The organism is Natrinema gelatinilyticum, from assembly GCF_024266705.1.
GTDB lineage: Archaea > Halobacteriota > Halobacteria > Halobacteriales > Natrialbaceae > Natrinema > Natrinema gelatinilyticum.
This window is the reverse complement of record NZ_CP100756.1, coordinates 3385893-3406441: the sequence shown is the minus strand read 5'-3', so window position 1 is coordinate 3406441 and position 20549 is coordinate 3385893. Positions and strand designations below refer to the sequence as shown.

Here is a 20549-nt window from a genome sequence, read left to right as displayed (position 1 = left end):
ACGTTCTGCCTTCGAGTTTCAGGCGGAGTCGACGGAGACGCTGGTTCTCCCGCCGTGAGACAGGTACCGGAACGCACCGTCCCCCTCGATTTTATACCCCTGACGGCCCTCTCTCCGCCTATGGCAGAGATTCGCCCGCAGGGACCGGACGTCGAACTCGAGGAACCCACGCTCGTGGAGGGATTCCCGGGTGTCGGCCTCGTGGGAAAGCTCGCGGCCGATCACCTCGTTACGGAACTGGATATGCAGTACTACGCGAGCGTCCATTGCGACGGACTAGCCAGGATCGGCGTCTATCGCGGCGGCAACCGGACTGCGCGCCCGCCGGTGCGCCTCTACGTCAGCGAGGACCACGACCTGCTCGTCCTCCAGAGCGACGCGCCGATCAGTTCGGCGGCCATCGGGAACGTCGCCGACTGCCTGACCAGTTGGATCATCGACCAGGAGGCCACGCCGATATACCTCAGCGGACTGCCGGTCGAACGCGACGAGGAGACCCGGGCCGCCGTCTACGGCATCGCAACCGCCGACGGCGACAACCGACTCGAAGCGGCCGACGTTCCGATTCCGCCGGAGGACGGCGTCATAACCGGTCCTACGGGGGCGCTCATCGACGCTGCTGCACGGGAAGCCTACGCCACCCTCGGTCTCATCGTCCAGTGTGACCCCCAGTTCCCCGACCCCCAGGCCGCGAGCGTTCTCCTCGAAGACGGGATCGGCCCAATCATCGGCCTCGACATCGACGTTCAGGACCTCCTCGACCACGCCGAGGAGATCCGTGCGAAGCGAGAGCGACTGGCGCGGCAGATGCAAGCGATCGGACAGGAGGAGAGCACCCAAGCCCAACCGCTTCGAATGTACCAGTAACGACCGCAAGCACAGTGGTCGGCGGTTTCGATCCTGCCGAGCACGGTCGACCGCAACGGTCGACCCTCCCGGAAGGTAATACCACGCGTCTCGATTGCTCGGTCTGTGATTCGAAGTCGGGCGCCGACGGGCTTCGATTCACGCCCGCTCGTCTCGTACGTCGGACGAACGTATATCAGCCCTCCATCGTATGCTAGCGATATGTCTTGCGAAACGGAACTCACACGACTCTCGGCGTCGGTACTGGCGAGCCGAATTCGAGACGAGGACCTGACGGCAACCGAAGTCGTCGAAGCTCATCTCGAGCGGATCGACGAGCGAGACGACGAGATCAACGCCTTCGTCACGGTCTGTGAAGACGAGGCCATCGAGGCCGCCGCGGCGGCCGATCGGGCGCTCGAGACGGGCGAGGACGTCGGGCCGCTACACGGCGTCCCGCTGGCGCTGAAAGACCTCGGAGCCGAAAAGGCGGGAGTCCGGAACACGTACGGCTCGGCGCTGTTCGACGAGTACGTTTCCGAACGGACGGCCGCGATAGTCGAGCGCCTCGAGAACGCCGGCGCGATCGTGATCGGAAAGACGAACACGCCGGAGCTGGGACACAAGGGCACGACGGACAACGAGGTGATCGGCCCGACGGCGTCGCCGATCGACACCGGGCTCAACGCAGGCGGCTCCTCCGGCGGTTCCGCCGCGGCGCTGTCCGCCCGCATGGCACCCATCGCGACGGGCAGCGATGCGGGTGGCTCACTTCGCATTCCGGCCGCAGCCTGCGGCGTCTACGGGTTCAAGCCGACGTTCGGGCTGGTGCCCGACGACGGCCGACCGAGCGCGTTCGGGCGCGAACCCCAGCACACGACGAAGGGGCCGATGACCCGCACCGTTGGGGATGCCGCGTTGTTACTGTCCGTGATGGACGGGCCACACCCGGCCGATCCGAACAGCGTTCCCGCCGAGATGGAGTACAACGCCGCACTCGAGCGGTCGATCGACGACTACCGTATTGCGTACAGTCCCGACCTCGACGTCTTCCCGGTCGCGGATCAGGTGCGCTCGGTCGTCGACGACGCAGTCGATGCATTTTCGGATGCCGGTGCGACGGTCGATACGGTGACCGTCGGCCACGGCTATTCGATGGCGGAGTTGAGCGAGGCGGCGATGCCGACGTACACGTCGTCCGTCCTCGAGACTGTGACAGTGATCGAAGCGGCCCACGGCGTCGACTTTCGAGAACGGTCCGACGAGGTCTCCGACAGCCTGTTGGCGATGCTCCACATCGGCGACGAGTACGACACCGAGGACGTCGCCCGATCCGGCATCGTCCGAACCGGCGTCTACGACGCAGTCCAGGACGTACTGGCCGACTACGACCTGCTCGTCGCGCCGACGCTCTCGAGAGGGGACGTCGGACTGCACGAGGACCTCGGCGCAGAGGCCTGGGAATGGCCGCTGACGTGGCCGTTCAACTGGACCGGTCACCCGGTTGCCTCGGCGCCCGCCGGACTGACAGACGGCGGCCATCCCGTCGGCCTCCAATTGGTCGGCCGACGATTCGAAGACGACACCGTCCTCGCTGCGAGCGCAACACTCGAACGGGAACATCCCTGGGACCACCTGTACGAGTAACGAACGAACGATTACACCACCGTTTGCCACGAGTGCCGTTCACAGGCCGCACACGCCGTCTCCCACCTCATTTCGCTGTCGTAACCCGAACCATTGACCGATACCAAAACCCATTTTCGCGTTCTCCGCTTTCGTCCCAGCATGGAAACAGAAGACGCCGAATCGATCGCACCGGGGACGTGTCCACGGACCGATGCAATGCCGATGCTCGGCCTCGGAACCTGGGAGAACGAGGACGCCGCGCAGTGCGCCGAGAGCGTCCGGACCGCTCTCGAGACCGGCTACCGTCACATCGACACCGCCCAGGCGTACGGCAACGAAGCCGCCGTCGGCGACGGCATCGCAGCGGCTGACGTCGATCGCGAGGACATCTTCCTTGCGACCAAGATCTGGATTTCGAATCTGGCTCACGACGACGTCCTCGAGACGGCTCGAGAGAGCCTCGACCGACTCGGCGTCGACTACCTCGACCTATTGTACGTCCACTGGCCGTCCCGGACCTACGACGCCGAGGAGACCCTTGCCGCGTTCGCGGAACTCTACGACGAGGGGCTGATCGAAAACGTCGGCGTCAGTAATTTCGAACCTGAACAACTCGAAGTCGCCGTCGACGTCTGTGATGCGCCGATCTTCGCGAATCAGGTCGAGTTTCATCCGCTGCTTCCCCAGGAGCCGATCCGCGAAACCTGTGATAGCCTAGACGTCGAAGTCGTCGGCTACTCGCCGCTCGCGCGCGGCCGAATCATCGACCAACCCGAGATTCAGTCGATCGCCGAGAAACACGACGCGACCGAGGCTCAGGTCAGTCTCGCCTGGGCCCGCGAGAAGGACGTCACCGCGATTCCGAAAGCGACCGGTGCAGATCACATCACCGACAATTGGGAGTCGCTGACTGTGGACCTCGACCGGGAGGATATCAATACCATCGACGCGGTCGACGAAATCAGCCGCCTGGTCGACCCGGGATTCGCCCCCTGGAACTGACCGTGCCCGCTCGCGGGAGGTGTGCGTGAGCCTCGCGATTCCGTTTTCCGAACGACCGAAGCGGCGATGTAGCTCGGCATCTCGTTCCCGCGTGGCTGGTTCCTCAGGATCGTCATCGCACTGACGAACCTGGTTCGCCCGTCGGAGTAGTCCGCTCTTTTTGACAACCTGTGTGAACGGACTTCCGATTCCCGATACCATTTGCCGTCTCCGTCCCAACAATCGTATATGGATTTCGACCTTCCGAAAACGGCGGCCCTGTTCGTCATCGTAATCGCGCTCGGCGTCGGTGGTCTGATCGGCGGCGATATGATGGCAACGAACATCGTACTGATGATGGTTGCACCGTCGATGATCGTCTTCGGTCTGCTCATGCTCGCAATCGGCGTCAAACACGGCGAGTATCGGGCTGCAGGCCGGTAACCGCGAGTAGAAAAACGGTTATCGATCGACTCTCGAACTGTCGCGGCTATGGTCCCCATTCATATTGGCAGTGCTGTCACGTTCGGAAAAAACGGGCGAGTAAGTCGGTGAGCAACGATTCGACGGCCGTCGACCGCCGACCGGCCTACATGTAGCCCAGATCACGCAGGCGCTCCATCAGGTCTTCCTTGTCCTGGGCGCGGCCCGCGCGCTCGGTCGTTCCCTCGAGATCCTGGAGCCAGGCAGGATCTTCGTCACTCTTCTCGGTACTGACTTCGCTGCCCAGCGATCGAAAACCGGCGAAGTATTTCGGCGAGATCGGGATGTCAGCCTGCTCGACACCCGCCGGCAGGTCGTCGTCGCTTTCGGGAACGTAGCCCTCTTCGGGGAAGTTCTCGACGGTGTCCGGCACCACGAAGTTCCAGAACGCCTCCCAAACGGCCGCCTCGTCGAACTGCAGGATGGGCTGAATGCGATCGTGGGGCGGATAGATGTCCGGGTCGTGACGCGGCGAAAAGAACGTCTCGTCGGCTCGTGCTTCCTGTTCGTCCCAGCGGACGCCGGAGATGACGCCATCGATGTCGTACTTCTCGAGTGCGTCGTTGAGCGCGACCGTTTTCAGCAAGTGGTTGCCGACGTACGTGTCGAGCAGGAACGGGAACGTCTCCTCGTCGTATTCGAGGATGTTTTCGACGTGATGCTGGTTGTGTTCGGAAAGGGCCGCAATTTCGATATCGTCGCCCGGTTCGAGGTCGCGTTCCTCGACGTAGGTACCGATGTCCTCGTTGCGGGCGTAGATCACCTCGAGATTCCACTCGTCGGCCCAGTGGTCGACGAAGTCGTGGATCCTATCGAAGTGTTGGTAGTGGTCGATGAACACCGCGGGAGGGACCTCGAGGTCGAAGCGGTCGGCGACCTCTTTGATGAAATACAGCGTGAGCGTCGAGTCCTTGCCGCCAGTCCACATGACCGCCGGGTTCTCGTACGTCTCGAGGCCCTCGCGGGTTACTTCGATTGCCTTCTCGATCTTGTCCTGGATGTGGGGATAATCCGCGGGCTCTTCGCCTTCACCGTCGGAATAGTCGACGTCGACGTAGTCGGGAAAGTTCTCGGCCATCTCGTAATTAGATATAATTAGGAGATGTAAATTCTTTGTGCCGCCGGAAAGGACTGTCGACAGTTCGGACCCGCACGCTTGAGTCGATACGACCCCTGGTATCGACCGAACGGTATCGACCTGCGGAACCGTACCTCGCCGTCGGAGTCGAGCGAGCGTGTTTCGTCTGGAAAGCCCAATTCGTAGAGGGAAACCGCGTCACGATTCGGTCGGTTCACGTCACCGCCGCCGGCAAATCTTTCGACCGAGAACTCGTTTCGGGATTCGGTGACGAGACCGAACCCGATGTGAGTAGCGACGGACGAACGTATTACTCCCTGGACCTCCTCGACGGCAACACATGACGAATCTCGACGGAGAGACGATCATCGTAACCGGCGCGAGTAGAGGATTAGGTCGTTCGATGGCGCTGAGCCTTTCCGAACTCAATGCGAACGTCGTTCTCGTTGCGCGGAGCCAGGACGACCTCGAGACAGTGGCGAACGAGGCGGACGGCGAGACGCTGGTTGCACCGGCAGACGTCCGCGACGCGGATGCGGTCGACGACGTCGTCTCGTCGACGACCGAACGATTCGGTGCCGTCGATACGCTCATCAACAACGCCGGACTGTCGGGTCTCAGTTTCGGTGATGAGCGCCAGTCGCTCGTCGAAACGAGCGTAGACGAGTGGGACCGGATCATGGACGTCAACGTGAGAGGCGTCGCTCTGTTCACGAAACGGGTCCTCGAGGAAATGCTCGAACGCGACCGGCCGTCGGGGAACGTCGTGAACGTCTCCTCGGGCCTCGGCAGAAACGCGATTCCGGGGGCCGCGGCGCACATCACGTCGAAGTGGGGCCTCGAAGGATTCACGCGGGCGGTCGCACTCGAGGTCGAGTCAGACGGAATCAACGTTAACGCGATCGATCCCGGCGGTAGAGTCAACACGCGAATCTGGGAGCACCTCCCCGACGACGAGCGTGAGCGGATCCTTCAACCCGACGTGATGGACGAGGCCGCCAGCCTGCTCGTACGTCAGGGGCCAAACGGCGTCACCGGCGAATCGATGACCGCCCAAGAGTGGGAGCAGCGCCTCCAGTGACAGCTGAATACGGACGCATTCATCGACAGGGTCGGAAGCGACAGTGAGACGGTTCCGAACCCTAAGCGGTCCCGAAATGGACCACGTCGTCTCGGTCCTATGCGAGGCGGTGCTGACAGTCGTGACAGTACGTCATTTCGATCCGATTTTTCGTGTTACAGACTGGACATCGAACGGTCGACATCTCACCCACCTCGGTACCGACGTCGGTCACCAGCGCGGTGAGTACGTCGTCGTTCGTTGGGAGTTCGTACTCCTGGTCGCCGTTTCGGGTCCGCGCCCACGCCAGAATGAGGTCGTCGTCACGCATCCGCTCGAGTCCCCTGACCAACCCCAGAAAGCAGAGCGACGGTGCGACCATGACGAACACTGCGATGGCGAGACGACCGACGAGTTCGTACGGTGACGGATCGACCATACGTTCCGTTCGCGGGCAGATCAAAAACGTTTAGCGCTCGGTCGGTCCGCTGTGGTTGCGAGACGCCCTCGTCCCGTCGCGGTACCTGTCCATTCGGCCGCTATTTCTCGTAGTACGACGCGGAGGGGCCCACCTCGTACCGACGTCGATGTCACGTCAGGTACTCGTCCCCGTCAACGTCCGCGTTCGCCGCGGACGCTCTGTTTTGCAGCAGCGAGCCCCCGTCCAGTGTCGTTCCGTACGGGTTCGATCACGCCGCTGGAACGATGCGATAGAGGCCACCCCCACTGGCCCCGATTCCGAGAACGTACATCTCACCGCTGTCGTCACGCCCGAACGAGAGGATTCGCTCTATGGTCGGACCGTCCGAAACGTCGACGACGGTGGTCTGCCACAGGTCTCCGTCGTCCTCGGGGCGCGTCGCTGCGAACAATCGTTCAGACGCCAGTAAATCCCCGAAGACGTAGGCATCTTCTAACGCCGGTATCGTCGAACCGTCGTACACGTAGCCGCCGATGACCGAGACGCCGGTCACGCTCGAGGTGTCCTCTCCGTGAGGGTACTCGATGATCGGGTCGCGGAACCGTTCTCCGTCGTTGCCGTCCGTACCCGTCTTAGCCGGACAGTCGTCGTTCCTGTAACAGTGGGTGCCCTCCATGATATTCCAGCCGTAGTTCCCCCCCTTCTCGACGAGGTTCACTTCCTCGTAGTCGTTTTCCCCGACGTCCGCGACGAAGAAATCGTCGTCGTCGAACGACAGTCGCCAGGGGTTCCGAAAGCCCCACGCGTAATACTCGTCGAGCCCCTCGCGGTCCACCAGCGGATTGTCGTCGGGGATCGCGTACTCCCGATCCGCCGCCCGGTCGTCGACGTCGATGCGCAAAACGCTTCCCAGGAAGTCGGTCGTGACGTCCTGTCCGCCACCGCCCCCACCACCGCCCGCCCCAATACCGGCGTAGAAATACCCGTCCGGGCCGAACGCGAGATCACCGCCGTTGTGGAAATCCGCCGGCTGAGGCACTTCGAGCACGACTCGTTCGGTCTCCCGCTTCGCCCGGGTCCCCTCCTCGGTCGCCTCGAATTCCGCGATGACACCTGTGTGGTCGTACTCCTCTGGCGTCCCGGGGCGGGACGACGTACTGCAATGGACGAACAGCCGCCGGTTATCTGCGAACTCCGGATGGAGCGTCATACCTAGTAGTCCTCGTTCCCCGCCAGTGATGACCGTCTCGCGCAGATCGAGAAACGGTTCCTCGCGGATCCCGTCCGTCTCGTGAACGTAGACGCGGCCGTCGCGCTGGGCGATGTACCGTCGGTCGGTGTCCGGTGCAAAGTCGACCGCCACCAGCATCGCCATTCCGTCGGCGAGCGTCTCGAGTCCGACCGAATCCGGGACTCGATCGATCGCGTTCGTCTGTTCGTCCGGTTCGATAGGAGTAGCGGACCCCCGTACCGCAGACCCGGCTATTCCCGTCGTCGCTCCCACGGTTGCAACCGTCAAGAGCCGTCGTCGACTGATGTGTGGCGCCATGGAGGGATTCGTACAGTCTCGAGACAGAAATACGCCTATTCGAGCAAGACTGAACGTTCCAGGCCACGTACTGTCGACAAACGGAACAGATCCGCTGGAGACCGCTGCGGCACGGTCATCGGTCGCCGTGGATCGGGGTCGAATCTGTTTACGTCGATATCAGTATCGAACGATCGAGACCGCTCTCGAGTCACGTTCCCGTCTTCGATAGAGCGTCGTTCCCCTCTTCGATATAACGTATCTCCTGGATCACACTAGAGGGGAGCGCCTCGTGTCGGACCCGAGCATCGTCACCTCCGAGGAGGCTGTTCGAGCATCCATCTCGCCGGGTCCTGGTTCTGGAACTGGTCCTGGTCAAGTGGGCTCTGAGAGTTCTGAGCCCCGTCTTGCGTACCAGCCGTCCGGGGGGTGAAGTCATTTACGCCGTTCTCTGAGAAACCGCTCTGCGCGCCGGGTCCCCCGCTTCATCAACCGGTCTACGAACGCCGGATCCCGATCGACCTTCGACGGCGCGGTCAGATCGCTCCCCAGATCGATAAACTCGACATCGACGGGTTTGTACTGCTCCGGAAGGCTTCCTCGCTCGATCAGTTCGTTTATCGTTTCGATGAAAGACACTTCCTGGTACAGGGAGAGGTTGCCCGCCAGTTCGTTGCGCCGGTCCGCGATGTCTTCCACCGACTCGGGAACCTCCTCGCGGTGTTTCGGGTTGATCTGAACGATCCATATTTCGTCCGGCTTTTCCGCCGCGTCCTGTGGCATCGTGAGAAAGTCACGGATCGGTGGATTCTGAGAGAACAGCCCGTCCCAGTACCAGTGGTTGTCGATTTCCACTGCTTCGAACAGCGTCGGAACCGCTGCCGACGCGAGAACCGCCTCCGCGGTGACCGCATCGTTGCGAAACGTTTTGAATTCACCTTCGGTGACGTCCGCCGCGCCGAGAATCAGATCGATCGACGTGTCGGCGGCGAGGGTGGGAACGCGACCGAAGTCGATGTGCGCCTCGAGCGTGTCGAGAAACCTGTCACGGCCGACGTCGGTATACGGGAGTTCGTACGGGCTGAACAGTGGCAACGGCCCGCCGCGGGCGGCGAACTGTGCCAGCCAGACCACCCACTCGTTGACGATCGTATCGGGCAGTGATCGTGCGGAAAAGTCACGCCAGATCGCATCGAGCGTTCCGATCGCATAGTCGGTCCCGCGTTCGGCTAATCCGAACCAGGCGGCGGTTGCACAGACGGCTCCGCCGGAGGTTCCACTCAATCCGACGAGGTCGTAGGATTTCGTGTCACATTCCCTGAGGAGTCGTTTGAGGACGCCCGCGGTGAATGCAGTATGGCTGCCACCACCCTGACAGGCGATCGCAACACGGCTCGTCGTACCGGCGTCGACACCGTGGCTCATAGGAGAATCTGTCAACGTATCTCGGCTTAGTGATAGGGGTCGCGATCCGCGAAACGAACGTTGCTACTCGTTCTGACTCGCTGCAGTCGCTCCGGACTTCCGGACAGTCAACCGACCCTATCTATTTCGTATCTGTTCCTTGTACGGATTCAATCACTGATAAATTTATTGTCCCGCCAGTTGACGCCGCCCTGACCCGATCCCCGGTCGCGCGGACCCTCGACGACCTCGATATCGGCTGGACGTGGTTCGCCGTCGACGATCCGAGTCGCCTCGAGGTCGCCGTTGCGCTCTGAAATTGACGTCAGCGTTCCTTTTTCGGCGGCTTCGGCAATCTCACATAGGACGAGGAACATCTCGTACTGGAGCAGTGAATTCTGGAGGACGGTTTCTCTATCACCTTTGAATGCAGCGAACTCGACGAGTTCAGATTCGATTTCTTCTTCCTCATCTTCGTCCCAGCGGAAGGATTGCCGCCGCTCGTCGGGATCCTCCTCGTAGACCCGATTCTCCGTGACGCTGGCCTTGAGCTGGGCCGTGGGAGTGTATTTACTGACCGATTGATCCTCCGCAACGGCTTTCAGAATGAGCGTATTGTTGCGCCGCGTTATTTCGACGTCGTCGATTCCATCGGGGAACGTCGCGTCGTCGATGTGCTCACGAAGGTCTTCGAGGGGCAATTCGAGGGTCGAGTGGAGTCGATAAACGTGTCTGGATTCCTCTGTTGACATAGTGGGAAGGTGTGTACGACGACAGTCGTTACGTTCTAGTACGAGGGCGTGACTTATATGACCTGCTATTAGATCCGTGAAATATCAGGACTAATTAATATAACCTCGTGTTCACGATTGGTTTGACCCGTCGAGCGTATCCGCGAGTTCGCCGCGCTCTTCGAGTTCCTCGAGAATGTCGGACCCGCCGACGAATTCGCCGTCGACGAACGTCTGCGGAATCGTCTCCCAACCGCTTCGGTCTGACAACGCCTGTCGATATTCGTCGAGCGACTCGAGAACGTCGACTGTTTCGTACTCGTCGCGGTGATGGTTGATCAGACCGAGGGCTTTGCGGGAGTACCCACATTGGGGCATCAGTTCCGTCCCCTTCATGAAGAGGACGATTTCGTTCTCTTCGATCGCTTCGGCGACGCGCTCGTTGACCTCCTCCTGGTCGCGGCCCTGGTTCGGTGGAAACTCCATATCGCCCAGTACGATAGTGAGGAAAATATGCCTTGCGTCATCGGTAGCCACGAAACCGGGCCCGAAGCCACCCGACGCGACGAGACCGTCGAAAAGGGACGAGTCGACGAGGCCGAACTACTCGAGGAAAGTGGAAAGACGGCCCACACGAGGAGACGTGGGCCGTAGTCAAATGCACCGTGGTTGCGACGACTCCGCGTCTGGTACTCGCTACTCCGCTGTCGCTTTCGTCTCGATGACGTCTATTTTTTCGGCAGTGTACCCGAAGACGTCCTCGTAGCCGTTTGACGACATGAGCACCGGATAGAACGATTGTTTGGCGATCTGTTCTTCGCCGTCGGCCGCAGCAAACGGAGCGCCCGGTTCGACTTCAGTGAAGTTATCGACGAACACTTCGTAGGTGGTAGCCCGGTCCTTGCGAATGACATCGGTGAGCCGGTAGACAGGAAGGTCCCGGCGAACGGTATCGCCGGGCAACACGTCCACCGCGGTGAGGAACGCGCGTGTTAGCCGATCGGCGTTTTCGGCGGCCGTCTCGGAGCCCTGCAGGCCGCACTCGACTTCGATCGTATCGACCGCCGAGAAGAGTCGGCCTTCCGCGAAGGTGCTCGTCTCGACCATCGCCGTGACGGGGAGTTGCGGGACGACGTCTTTCGCGGTCTCGCTGACGCCGTTGACGATGGCGAACGGTTCGGCGTGACTCTGTGTCGAATGCATCGAGAAGGCGAGACAGCCCTCGAGTTCGGAGACGAGATCTGACGCGAGTTTGCCTTCGTGTGTCTTCGAATCGGGATCGCCGGGAAACGCGCGGTTCAAGTCTTCGTCGACGAACCGAACCTGTCGCTCCAGCGCCGCCTCGTTGACGACGATGAGTTTGACCGGCCGTTTGACGGTGGGACGTTCGTCGAGCAGTCGTTCGACGGCTCTGACGCCACAGGGTTCGTCCCCGTGGATACCGGCAACGACTGCAACGTCGGGTGTTCCTGACCCCAGCTGTGCGACTCTCATTATTGGTATATTCGACTGCGACGGCAAAGGCGATTCGATCCGTCACAATCCGGATCGACCGAGAGGCAGGCACCGAGCAGTTGTATGCCTCGACTTCCATCGCGATCACTCGAACGCGTGTCGGCCAGCGAGCCTCGTCACTATCCCTCGAGCCCTGCTATGTACTCGAAATCCGTCGGTGTCACTTCCGGAAACTCCCCGTCGAGTTCGATCTGCCAGTCGTGCAGCGCCTTCGGATCGCTCAGCGCGTCTTGGAGAGTCATTTTCACATCGAGGAGGTCGATACCGTAGTAATCGTTCGGTACATCACAGAGATACTGTAACGCCGTGTCGAAGAGACTCCGCATGCCGTCGTCGTTTTCGAGGTCGAAGTGCTTGTACGCGCCCGCTGCCACCTGCACCATTCCGTGCAAAAATGCGCTTTCGGCCGTTCCGCGGCCGTAATTGTACCATTCCGCTTCGAAGCAATCGTGCGACTCGTGAAACTCGCCCTCGTTATAGAAGGCGACCCCGTGGATCACGGCGCGTCGAAGAGTGCCATGCTCCCACCCGTTCGACGTGCCACGTCCCTCGTTCCATCCAGTTGGACACCCTGAAATCGGCGGCGCGACAGTGTCGTCTCGAGTATGGTCACTCATCAGGTTCCAATAGGGCCTTCAGGGTCGTATCTTTTCTCCACGAACCGTCGCACTCGTCGGTGCACTCTCGTGGTCGACACGAGATTCGAGCCTATCTCGCCGGTGATCGATCCGGGGTGTCGTGTCCGCTTCTCCAGTGTGGTATGGCGTTGTTTCAGCGATCAGTGAATATACGACGAACGGATACGAAGCGAACAGGCGTCCCGCTGTCGATCAGTCATCGAGTTGAATGTGTAAGCACCCCCTTTATTCGGATACGCCACCCTACATTGACTGAATGATCCAGCCCTACGGCCGGTGTCAGCACTGTGGGGAGCGCCTCTACGCCCATATCGAAGGCGGATACCAGTGTCTGAACTGCGATAAGCGCTTCGTGGAACTCGAACAGTGAGCGGGCCACACAGCCGTAGCGCGGTGTGCTATTACGCGTTCCACGTCGCTCCTCGAGCGCATTCACGGTTCACGTACCGACAGCCGTGGGTCGGCAGTCGCGGTCCATCGTCGAATACCGACCGTTTCGACTGGTACCTCCCGTCGGTTATGGGCTGTTCGTCGATGACGCCGATACATCATCGAAGCGAATCGGACGATTTAACCCCGGGGAGGGCTTCAGAGAGAGATGCGTGCGAGGGTAGCCAAGCGGCCAACGGCGGCGGACTCAAGATCCGCTCTCGTAGGAGTTCGTGGGTTCGATTCCCTCCCCTCGCATCGTAAGATGCGGAAGATCCCGACGGAGCGATCTTCCCTCGCATACTTCTGCCGAGATACCTGGCATACTACCGGGTAGACTGCCCGTCGCTTCGTCATTCGACTCGAGCATCGAGGTGGATCCGGCGAGGTGACACGTCGTCGTCCCGACCGGTAAGATTCGGGGACGGTGCCGCCCATATTTATGACACAAACGGCAGGAGCGTTCGATACGATGAGCAGCGACCAGATTCCGGGACACACGTACGGAACGGACGAGGTTCCTGAGGCACCGATCACAATGGAGGAGTTCGACCGGTTGAAACAGACGGTGCTGTTCGACGAAGACGACGAGGACGCTCTTCGCCAGGCCGGCGACGATTCGCGATTTTCTCGCGAACAGTGACCACACCGACGAAGCGATCGACCGGATGTACCACGCCTGGTTCAAGTCGATCGTGTTGCAAGTAGCCCTCTGGAGCTACCCGTACGTCCCCAAGGAAAACTGGTAACGGTCACACGCGCGCCGAGCGAGAAACGATAATAACGACCACTTTTGTTTCCCGGTCGCAGATGGTGTCCCATGAGCGGAGCCGAACCCAATTCCGGCCGCGTGAGGGTCGCAGTTCGCGCGGCGTCCGAGGGTGCTGCTATCGCGGCCGACTCGTTCCGAACCGACCTCGCAGTCGAAACCAAGGGATCCAAAACGGACGTGGTGACGCAGGTCGACCGGGATGCACAGCAAACCGTCATCGAGACGATTCGGGGGGCCTATCCGGATGATCCGATCGTTGGTGAGGAAGCGAACGCCCTGAAAGCGGTACCCTCGTCGGGTCCGGCGTGGATCGTCGATCCGATCGATGGGACGAACAATTACGTCGGCGGCATCCGCGTGTTCGGCACTGCCGTCGCAGCCGTCGACGACGGCGAACCGGTCGGCGCCGCGACCGTCTGTCCGGCCCTCTCCGATACGTACCGCGTCGGGCCTGCGGGCGCGTTTCGCAACGGTGAGGTGCTATCGGTCAGCGACTGCGACGACCCCGAGGCGGCGACCGTCTGTCCGACCTTCTGGTGGGACTTCGATCAACGCGATCAGTACAATGCTGCGTGTCGCGAGGTCGTCCATCGATTCGGCGACATGCGTCGGTTCGGCTGTGCCCAGTTCGAATTGGCCATGGTCGCCTCGGGCGCACTCGACGGGGCCCTGACCAACCTCCGGGCGAACCCGTGGGATACCGTCGCCGGCGTGCAACTGATCCGCGAGGCCGGCGGCGTCGTCACCGATCTCGAGGGGGAGCGCTGGCGCCACGACAGTACGGGCCTGGTAGCCTCGAACGGCGCGATCCACGACGATCTGCTCGCGGCAGCGCGCGAAATCGACGGGTGAATCGGTCGTCGCGTCCTGCCGAGGTGCTCGCCGACCGGTACCGGTCACGCGCGGTGAAAATCGGAAATGGTAAGCACTCCGACTAGGGCATTCGGGTATGGACGACTTCATCGATCGGTTCGGGGCCGAACGCGTCTGGGCCGGGACCGTCGCAAGTCTTGCGGCCGTCGTGGTCCTCGGTGCCGTTCTCTTCCCTCAGCGGGTGTACGTCGAGATCATCTGGCAGTACTTCTGGGGGCCGGTCGTAGCCGACGCGCACAGCTGGAGCTGCGTCGCCTGGGCCGACGGCCAACAGGTGCCCTGCGGCCAAGCGCCCGCCGGTGCCGGGCCGACCGCCGAACCCGGTTACACGTTCGTTTCATACGCTGGCTACATCCCGACGCTGATCCTGTTGCTCATCGGAGTCGTCTTTCTCGTCCAGCGCCTCGAGATCGAACGCTATCGCGCGGGCTTTTTCGCCCTGTTCCCGTTCATGCTCTTTGGCGGCGCGCTCCGCGTGGTCGAAGACGCAAACGCGGCCGCCTTCGAGGCGACTGGCGATATGGCCATTGAGCTGCCCTGGTCGGGGTTCATTATCAGCCCGCTCATCTACTTCACCGTCTTCTTCATCGCCCTGATCACGGTCGTGAGTTCCGTCTGGCTCGAGCGCAACGACTACGTCTCCGGCTACGAGTACCCGCTTGCCGGTATCGGAACGGCCCTGCTGGCGGTCTCGGTCGCGTATCTCGGGTACACGGCGGCGACAGAACCCTACGCTGAGTTCTATCCCCTTATTCCGATCGTCGTCCTCGTCGGTGCGACCCTCACGACCGCGATTACCTGGGAGGCCATCGAGCGGTTCGCCCCCGAATTGAATCGCGGAACTCGGAACATGGGGATCGTCGTCATCTGGGCCCACGCGATCGACGGCGTCGCGAACGTCGTCGGTCTCGACTGGGCGACGTCACTCGGACTCCCGGCCAATCTCGTTCCGAAGCACCCCATCAACCGTGCAATCGCCAACACGACGGCCGACGTCCTGCCCGCCGGCGTCGTGTCGGTGACGGGTTCTGCCTGGCCATTCCTGTTCGTGAAAGTCGCTGCCGCCGTCTTCATCATCTGGATCTTCGACGACACCGTGTTCGAGGAGAACCCTCGTTACGCCGTCTTGCTCATGATCACCGTCGTCGCCGTCGGCCTCGGTCCGGGGACCCGTGACATGCTGCGAGCGACGTTCGGCGTGTGAATCGGCTCGGCCCGTGGTAGTCCCGTTGCGATACGCGTCCGAGCGATCCCGACACTCGGCGTCCGCAAACCCATGACCTCGATCCCGCGAACGGGGGCTTTAATCGCTCCGGGCGGGAACGAGCGACCATGACCGACACGGACGGGTGGTTCGCGGACGTCGATCCGGACGACTCCGACGCGATGGCGGCCGCGATTCGCCAGGGGAGCGCAGTCGAACCGCGCGAGTGGCCCGCCCTCGCGCTCGAAGCCGGGTTCGTGAGCGACGAAGACGACTACTACGACGCCCTGCGCGAGGCGACGACGGCCGCGACTGGGGCCGCTGTAGCCGAACGAGAGCGGGCCGACGACCGCCAACTCGTCCACGCAGTGCGGGCGATGGACGACTGTAATCGGACGGCGAACGAACTCGCCGAACGGCTGTCCGAGTGGGCGGGAACGGTCGACCCCGAGGCTGGAACCGGCGTCGAGTACGCGAGAGCGGTTGCGGCGGGTGAAGCCGACGCGCTCGAGGAGCCCGCGATCCGTTCACTCGCCGAACGGGTCGCCGACCTGGCCGACGAGGCCGACGATCTGCACGCGTTCATCGAGCGCAGGATGCCTGCCGTCGCGCCGAACCTCTCCGCGCTCGCCGAGCCCGTCCTCGCCGCGCGACTCGTGTCGCTGGCCGGCGGACTCGAGGAACTGGCGAAGAAACCGAGCGGCACGATCCAGGTGCTGGGTGCGGAGGACGCGCTGTTCGCCCACCTGCGAGGGCACGCGCCGTCGCCCAAACACGGGATCATCTACACGCACGACGCGGTCCGCGGCACGCGTCCCGACGACCGAGGGTCTGCGGCCCGCGCGGTGGCTGGCAAACTCGCCATCGCGGCCCGTGTCGATCACTACTCGGGCGAGTTGCGGCCCGACCTCGAGGCGGAACTGGCCGACCGGATCGAGACGATTCAGGCGCGGACGGCGAACGAGAACGCGGGCGACGAGGACGCCGCGCCCGACGGAGGTGGAGACGATGAATGAGAATCTCCCGGTAGGCGTCGAGCGCCGCGCGTTCGACGGCGTCGAGCGACTCGCGACCCGCGGCGAGCCGGTCTACGGCGAGCCAACCGACGGCGGGTGGCGAGCCTGGAACCCGACCCGGTCGAAACTCGCCGCGTTTCTCGAGTTAGGGATGGACGCGGGACTCGAGGGGGGCGAGACCGTCCTCTACCTGGGTGCCGCGAGTGGAACGACCGTGAGCCACGTCGCCGATTTCGCCGGGCCGACCTACGCACTCGAGTTCGCCCCGCGGCCGGCGCGGGATCTGCTCGAGGTCGCGGCGCCGCGGGATCGACTCTTCCCGCTGTTGAAAGACGCCCGCAAGCCCGAGACGTACGCACACGTGGTGGAGTCGGACGTGGACGTGATCGTCCAAGACGTGGCGACGCGGGGGCAGGCACGGGTGGCGCTCGAGAACCGGCGGTTCTTGGCCGACGATGGGCGGTTACTGTTGGCCGTGAAGGCGCGGAGCGAGGACGTGACTCGAGAACCGGCGGTTGTTTTTGAAACTGTCAGGGAAGAGTTGTCGGGCGGGTACGAGATTTTAGAAGAGAAGGGGCTCGAGGAGTATCATACAGATCACCTCGGAATCGTCGCGCGGCCGCGACGAGCTGATTCGCTGTGAGTTAGGTCGAGATGGCGTGCCAGAGAGTAGTAACGTGTTTCCATCGTATTGGTTTCGGGTTACCTGTCCACCACTGTCATGTATGGTGTCTATTCAAAAGGTTCGATGCCTCTCTGAGGGTTATATGCATCGAAATTACATCACGAAATTCAAGTGCAAACCCTGTCACGAGCAACACGAGTACCCATCCGGTGTACAGACCTACTGTAGCAGCTAACGTCACGTCGCACTTCGGTTTCCGTGCTCGAAACTGACCACGAGAGTGCCCACATTTGCCCCGTCACCGAACCCGAATCCAACCGTGTTCGTGAATCGTGGCCGACGCGACACGGAATCCCGAAGCGGCGCCGTCTCGAGAGTGCGCCAATCACCGAAGGCGATCCATCGAACAGCGACACTCCCGTACACTGCGAGTTCGAGAACGACAGCGATGGCGAGCGACAGGGGATCGCCGCTCCCGCAGAACCCACTAAACCTCAATAAAGAATATAAAGTCGATCCTCGTACATTTCATGGTATGTCTGAGCATCCCACAGTAGGTGATACGCTCGAGGGGACGGTCGAGCGCCATCCGGATCGTGACGCGATCGTCTACTCGCATAAGGGCCAGCGGTGGACCTACGCGGAGTTCGACGAGCGCGTCGATCGGCTGGCGAACGCGTTGCTCGAGGCCGGAATCGAGAAAGGGGACAGGGTGGCGACCGTACTCTACAACGGGTCGGAGATGGCGCTCACTGTGTACGCGTGTTCGAAGATCGGTGCCGTCTTCACCCCGCTGAATTTCCGCTTGCCGGCGGGCGAGATCGAATATATCGTCAACGACGCCGAGGCGGAAATGGTCCTCTTCGAATCCGCGACTCGAGAGGCGGTCGATGGAGCCCGGCCATCTCTGGAGACGGTCGAGGAGTACGTGTTCATCGACGACGACAGCGAGGAAACCCCAGCGGACGCGAGGGGATTCTACGAGCTGCTCGAGTCGGGATCGGCCGACCGACCCGATGTCCGCGTCGACGAAACCGACGTGTACGCGTTTATTTACACGTCAGGAACGACTGGCCGTCCGAAGGGGGTCGTTCACGAACACCGGGATATGGTGGAACACAACCTGCTATGTATCGCGGAGTCGAACCTCACTCGCGACGACGTCGGCCTCTCGATGATGCCGCTGTACCACTGCGCCGAACTCCACTGTAATCTCTTCCCGCGAGTTCACCGCGGCGCGGCGAACGTAATCCACCACGAATTCGAACCGGATGCGGTCCTCGAAGCGATCGCAGACCACGATGTGACGCTCCTGTTTGCCGCACCGACCGCCTGGAACGCGCTCTCGTTGACGGCCGCCGAAATGGACGTCGATACGTCGTCGCTCCGGCTCGGACTGTACGGCGCAGCGCCGATGCCAGAACAGGTCCTCGAGAACTGCAGGGAGCACCTCTGTGACGACTACCTGCAGGCGTACGGAATGACCGAAATTGGCCCCGCTGGCGTCTTTCAGCCTCCGGAAGATCAGCTCTCGAAACAGGGCTCGGCCGGGCTGCCGGGGCTCAATCACCGCATACGCATCGTCGAGCCCGACGCGGACCCGGACCAGGAAGTCGAGCGGGGCGACGTCGGGGAAATATTGATCGCGAGTCCGTGTACGATGCGTGAGTACTGGAACCGCCCCGAGGCGACCGCAGAGTCGCTGCGCGAAGCCGACGGGACGACGTGGTACTACACCGGGGACCTCGGCTATCAAGACGATGACGGCTACCTCTACGTCGTCGACCGGAAAGACGACATGATCGTTTCCGGCGGCGAAAACATCTATCCGACCGAAGTCGAAGACGTCCTGTTCACTCACGACGCTGTCGAAGAAGCCGCAGTCCTCGGCGAACCGGACGAAGAGTGGGGCGAACAGGTCGTCGCGTACATCGTCACCGCCGGCGATGTCAGCGTGGCGGATCTCGATGCGTTCGCCCTCGAGAGCGATCATCTCGCTGACTTCAAGCGACCGCGAACGTACTACTTCGTCGAGGAACTCCCGAAGAACCCGAGCGGCAAAGTCCAGAAATTCAAGCTTCGCGGTGACGAGTCGGACGCAGAACCCGAATCCGAAACGGTATCGTCCTGAAGCGCCGAAAATTGAGAGAGAGTTCGGTCGGACTTGAGGTTCCGGCCGTACGAACCGACTCCAAATTGTATTTATTATCGGCGACGAATGCACGGTACGATGGAACGCGGGTCGCGAGAATCGTTTACGCACATGGGGACGCTGGGGATCGAAGAGGAGTGCTTCGTCGTCGACGAGGACGGTCGTCCCACGAGTGGGACCGACGAACTCGTCTACGAATACGACCCGCCCGAGATCCTCGAGGGTCGGCTCGATCACGAATTGTTCAAGTTCGTAATCGAGACCCAGACTCCGTTGATCGAGGACCCGGCGGACGCACGCGACGCACTTCTTGCGGTCCGACGGGCGCTCGTCGACCACGCGCACGCACACGGTTACGATATTGCAGCCGCCGGGCTCCACCCCCTCGCAAAGTGGCGCGAGCTCGAACACGCCGAAAAACCCCGATACCAGGCACAACTCGACCGAATCCAGTATCCACAGCACCGGAACACGACCGCCGGGGTCCACGTTCACGTCGGGGTCGACGACGCCGATAAGGCGGTCTGGATCGCCAACGAACTGCGGTGGTTCGTCCCCATCATGCTCGCACTCTCCGCAAACTCGCCCTTCTGGGACGGATTCGACACGGGACTCCAGTCTGCGCGTGCAAAAATTTTCGAGGCGTTACCAAACACCGGCATGCCGACCCACTTCGCGGATTTCGAGGCGTTCGACCGATTCGAGCGGGTGATGCTCGAAACCGAATCGATCAACGATCGGGGCGAACTCTGGTACGACGTTCGACCCCACACTGCCCACGGGACCGTCGAAATACGGACGCCTGACAGTCAAGCCGATTCAAACATCGTCCTGGCGTTCGTCGAGTACGCCCACGCACTCGTCGAGGCACTAGCCGAGGAGTACGAAGACGGTGCGAGCGGCCACCGACACCGACGAGAATTGCTCGACGAAAACAAGTGGCGGGCCATCCGTTACGGACAGGACGCGTCGTTCATCGATCGCGACCTCGACGACACCGTCGACCTCGGCGAACTCGTCGACCGGGAGTGCGAGCGACTCGGAATCGACGGCATCAAACGCATCTACGAGCGGGAGAGTGGTGCGGAGCGACAGCGACGGTTGTTCGAAGAAGAGGGCCCCGACGCGCTGTGTGAATCCCTTCTTCTGGACACTGAGTGAACA

22 protein-coding genes and 1 tRNA gene are annotated in these 20549 nt (G+C 61.9%); 15 read left to right on the top strand and 8 right to left on the bottom strand.

Translation table 11 applies throughout. From position 1 onward, the window contains the following. The first annotated feature begins 120 nt into the window (after window positions 1-120). From NJU76_RS16745 to NJU76_RS16730, 4 genes are all read left to right on the top strand, one after another. On the top strand, window positions 121-867 hold the full coding sequence (locus tag NJU76_RS16745) for a proteasome assembly chaperone family protein (RefSeq protein WP_254530492.1): 747 nt from the start codon (window positions 121-123) through the stop codon (window positions 865-867). Between the two features lie 201 nt (window positions 868-1068). After that, complete coding sequence (locus tag NJU76_RS16740) at window positions 1069-2493, top strand: amidase (RefSeq protein ID WP_254530491.1); 1425 nt, start codon at window positions 1069-1071, stop codon at window positions 2491-2493. 141 nt (window positions 2494-2634) lie between these two features. Beyond that, entirely contained in the window at window positions 2635-3477 is an 843-nt protein-coding gene (locus NJU76_RS16735; protein WP_254530490.1) for an aldo/keto reductase, read from the top strand. 228 nt (window positions 3478-3705) lie between these two features. Further along, a complete protein-coding gene (locus tag NJU76_RS16730) occupies window positions 3706-3900 on the top strand; it encodes a DUF7333 family protein (protein ID WP_254530489.1) in 195 nt (64 codons plus the stop codon). 145 nt (window positions 3901-4045) lie between these two features. Here NJU76_RS16730 and NJU76_RS16725 read toward each other — a convergent pair whose 3' ends face one another. Continuing rightward, a complete protein-coding gene (locus NJU76_RS16725; protein ID WP_254530488.1) occupies window positions 4046-5017 on the bottom strand; it encodes a phosphoadenosine phosphosulfate reductase family protein in 972 nt (323 codons plus the stop codon). A 35-nt stretch (window positions 5018-5052) separates the two neighbouring features. Here NJU76_RS16725 and NJU76_RS16720 point away from each other — a divergent pair, with 35 nt between their 5' ends. Beyond that, window positions 5053-5361, top strand: a complete 309-nt coding sequence (locus NJU76_RS16720) for a hypothetical protein (protein ID WP_254530487.1) — start codon at window positions 5053-5055, stop codon at window positions 5359-5361. Next, entirely contained in the window at window positions 5358-6098 is a 741-nt protein-coding gene (locus tag NJU76_RS16715; RefSeq protein WP_254530486.1) for an SDR family NAD(P)-dependent oxidoreductase, read from the top strand. The genes NJU76_RS16720 and NJU76_RS16715 overlap by 4 nt, the downstream gene beginning before the upstream one ends. 97 nt (window positions 6099-6195) lie before the next feature. Here NJU76_RS16715 and NJU76_RS16710 read toward each other — a convergent pair whose 3' ends face one another. The 5 genes from NJU76_RS16710 to NJU76_RS16690 all read right to left on the bottom strand — a co-directional run bounded on the left by NJU76_RS16710 (window position 6196) and on the right by NJU76_RS16690 (window position 10647). Then, window positions 6196-6516: a zinc ribbon domain-containing protein gene (locus tag NJU76_RS16710; protein ID WP_254530485.1), complete on the bottom strand. Its 321-nt coding sequence runs from the start codon at window positions 6514-6516 to the stop codon at window positions 6196-6198. Between the two features lie 250 nt (window positions 6517-6766). Next, window positions 6767-8047, bottom strand: coding sequence for a PQQ-dependent sugar dehydrogenase (locus tag NJU76_RS16705; RefSeq protein ID WP_254530484.1), 1281 nt, complete (start codon window positions 8045-8047; stop codon window positions 6767-6769). 414 nt (window positions 8048-8461) lie between these two features. Then, window positions 8462-9451, bottom strand: a complete 990-nt coding sequence (locus tag NJU76_RS16700; RefSeq protein ID WP_254530483.1) for a patatin-like phospholipase family protein — start codon at window positions 9449-9451, stop codon at window positions 8462-8464. Window positions 9452-9600: 149 nt separating this feature from the next. Then, window positions 9601-10182 carry a DUF7110 family protein gene (locus NJU76_RS16695; RefSeq protein ID WP_254530482.1) on the bottom strand — a complete coding sequence of 194 codons (582 nt, stop codon included), beginning with the start codon at window positions 10180-10182 and terminating at the stop codon, window positions 9601-9603. Between the two features lie 111 nt (window positions 10183-10293). After that, on the bottom strand, window positions 10294-10647 hold the full coding sequence (locus NJU76_RS16690) for a glutaredoxin family protein (RefSeq protein ID WP_254530481.1): 354 nt from the start codon (window positions 10645-10647) through the stop codon (window positions 10294-10296). Window positions 10648-10674: 27 nt separating this feature from the next. On the opposite strand from NJU76_RS16690, the gene NJU76_RS16685 reads away from it, so the two are divergent. Next, window positions 10675-10815, top strand: coding sequence for a hypothetical protein (locus NJU76_RS16685; RefSeq protein ID WP_254530480.1), 141 nt, complete (start codon window positions 10675-10677; stop codon window positions 10813-10815). A gap of 42 nt (window positions 10816-10857) precedes the next feature. Here the strand turns inward: NJU76_RS16685 and NJU76_RS16680 are convergent, their stop codons facing one another. Continuing rightward, window positions 10858-11655, bottom strand: a complete 798-nt coding sequence (locus tag NJU76_RS16680) for a M14 family metallopeptidase (RefSeq protein WP_254530479.1) — start codon at window positions 11653-11655, stop codon at window positions 10858-10860. A gap of 140 nt (window positions 11656-11795) precedes the next feature. Continuing rightward, window positions 11796-12293 carry a DUF309 domain-containing protein gene (locus NJU76_RS16675; RefSeq protein WP_254530478.1) on the bottom strand — a complete coding sequence of 166 codons (498 nt, stop codon included), beginning with the start codon at window positions 12291-12293 and terminating at the stop codon, window positions 11796-11798. Window positions 12294-12918: 625 nt separating this feature from the next. Between NJU76_RS16675 and NJU76_RS16670 the strand changes: the two genes are divergently transcribed. From NJU76_RS16670 to NJU76_RS16635, 8 genes are all read left to right on the top strand, one after another. Further along, window positions 12919-13001, top strand: a tRNA-Leu gene (locus NJU76_RS16670). Between the two features lie 214 nt (window positions 13002-13215). After that, window positions 13216-13386: a globin family protein gene (locus tag NJU76_RS16665; RefSeq protein ID WP_254530477.1), complete on the top strand. Its 171-nt coding sequence runs from the start codon at window positions 13216-13218 to the stop codon at window positions 13384-13386. 177 nt (window positions 13387-13563) lie between these two features. Next, window positions 13564-14367: an inositol monophosphatase family protein gene (locus tag NJU76_RS16660; protein ID WP_254530476.1), complete on the top strand. Its 804-nt coding sequence runs from the start codon at window positions 13564-13566 to the stop codon at window positions 14365-14367. 97 nt (window positions 14368-14464) lie between these two features. After that, a complete protein-coding gene (locus tag NJU76_RS16655) occupies window positions 14465-15592 on the top strand; it encodes a DUF63 family protein (RefSeq protein ID WP_254530475.1) in 1128 nt (375 codons plus the stop codon). A gap of 128 nt (window positions 15593-15720) precedes the next feature. Next, window positions 15721-16608, top strand: a complete 888-nt coding sequence (locus tag NJU76_RS16650) for an NOP5/NOP56 family protein (RefSeq protein ID WP_254530474.1) — start codon at window positions 15721-15723, stop codon at window positions 16606-16608. Beyond that, complete coding sequence (locus tag NJU76_RS16645) at window positions 16601-17251, top strand: fibrillarin-like rRNA/tRNA 2'-O-methyltransferase (protein ID WP_254530473.1); 651 nt, start codon at window positions 16601-16603, stop codon at window positions 17249-17251. The genes NJU76_RS16650 and NJU76_RS16645 overlap by 8 nt, the downstream gene beginning before the upstream one ends. A gap of 517 nt (window positions 17252-17768) precedes the next feature. Next, the gene (locus NJU76_RS16640) at window positions 17769-19364 is read left to right on the top strand and encodes a fatty acid--CoA ligase (RefSeq protein ID WP_254530472.1); all 1596 of its coding nucleotides are present in this window, start codon (window positions 17769-17771) and stop codon (window positions 19362-19364) included. A 99-nt stretch (window positions 19365-19463) separates the two neighbouring features. Next, window positions 19464-20546, top strand: a complete 1083-nt coding sequence (locus tag NJU76_RS16635) for a glutamate--cysteine ligase (RefSeq protein WP_254530471.1) — start codon at window positions 19464-19466, stop codon at window positions 20544-20546. The last annotated feature ends 3 nt before the right edge of the window (window positions 20547-20549 follow it).